General features: G+C 33.3%; 3 protein-coding genes. All 3 read left to right on the top strand.

Going from position 1 to position 1,186, the window contains the following annotated elements:
- A partial coding sequence (locus ABZY11_RS44625; RefSeq protein ID WP_356484637.1) for a Rha family transcriptional regulator occupies positions 1-675 on the top strand: 675 nt, incomplete at its 5' end.
- Positions 676-746: 71 nt separating this feature from the next.
- A complete protein-coding gene (locus tag ABZY11_RS44620; protein ID WP_269889312.1) occupies positions 747-917 on the top strand; it encodes a DUF1655 domain-containing protein in 171 nt (56 codons plus the stop codon).
- Positions 889-1,173 (top strand): hypothetical protein, encoded by a 285-nt coding sequence (locus tag ABZY11_RS44615; protein WP_351515821.1) that lies wholly within the window; start codon positions 889-891, stop codon positions 1,171-1,173. Before ABZY11_RS44620 ends, ABZY11_RS44615 begins: the two co-directional genes overlap by 29 nt.
- Positions 1,174-1,186 lie beyond the last annotated feature (13 nt).

Below are 1,186 nucleotides of genomic sequence, written 5' to 3'. Positions count from 1 at the left end.
GCATTTTTAACTAGTCCTGACATGAGTAAAGCGGAAGTTGTGACTAACCATATCGTTATTGCTGAATATGCAGGAATCGAAAGGACATCGTTACGTTTACTCATCAATAAACATAAAAAAGATTTTGAGCAATTCGGTAAGTTGATATTTGAAATATCGACCTTGCCAGATAGTCGAGGTCAAAAAGTAAAAATCTATCAACTTAATATAAATCAAGCCATGTTGATGATTACTTATCTGGATAATACAGAAGTAGTTAGAAATTTTAAAATCGCTCTTGTAAAACGATTTGATGAAATGGAGAAGGAACTCTATGCAAGAAAAATTGCAAGAGCAGTTGAAAAGCCGAAAGGAATTACTCTTCATCAAGCTATTTCTGAGTGGAATCATTACTCACGACATGGTAATACATGGCATACGATTATTAGAAGTTTGCTTGCTACAACAGTAACAGGACTGACAAAGAAGCAAATTCAAGCTAGAGATACTGACTGGCGAAAAGAAAAAACGCTCCTAGACCTCCTTGATTCGGTGGAAATGGAACGTTACAAAATGCTTGAAAGTATCGCAATAGCCATGATTGAAGCTGGTTCCGATTACGAACCACTCAAAGTTGCTATTAAAGCAACAATGACAACAAAAAAAGTCCACACCGACCAAAGTAGAGACTTTTAAACTATAAGTAAGGCAAGCTCTTCATGAGTTTTGCTTTACTCAAATTATAACATATTTGAGGAGAAACACAAATGACAGAATTTATAACCATTGATGAAGCGAAGCTATTATTCACACAGTGCTTAGCAAAATCGAGACACCACATTGAAGTGGATGATGTCACTGACAAACTTTTTGATGGTAAAAGCGTAGCTACCTTTACTTTTATGGGGAATGGCTATCAAGTGGAATTGGAGGCTTAAAATGCAATCATCTACTTTCAAAATAGAAGATTTAGAGAAAGCACGAACTTTTGAAAATAAACATTTTTTAATTCTCTCTGTAAAAATGAATTCTGAAATTGGACATCAAGTTTTTTTAAAAAGCATAAAAAACAAAAAAACAGTAATTATTTTCAATCAAAATAAAGCTCCTCTTTGTATCAAAGTATCTCATGAGTTTGCACAAAGTTGGAAACTGAAAAAACAAGCTGAAACTAAGAAAAGAGATAAAGTATGAAATTTATAAAAAT

This window comes from Streptomyces sp. NPDC006510 (assembly GCF_040611955.1).
Lineage (GTDB): Bacteria > Actinomycetota > Actinomycetes > Streptomycetales > Streptomycetaceae > Streptomyces.
This window is presented reverse-complemented; position numbering and strand designations above follow the sequence as displayed.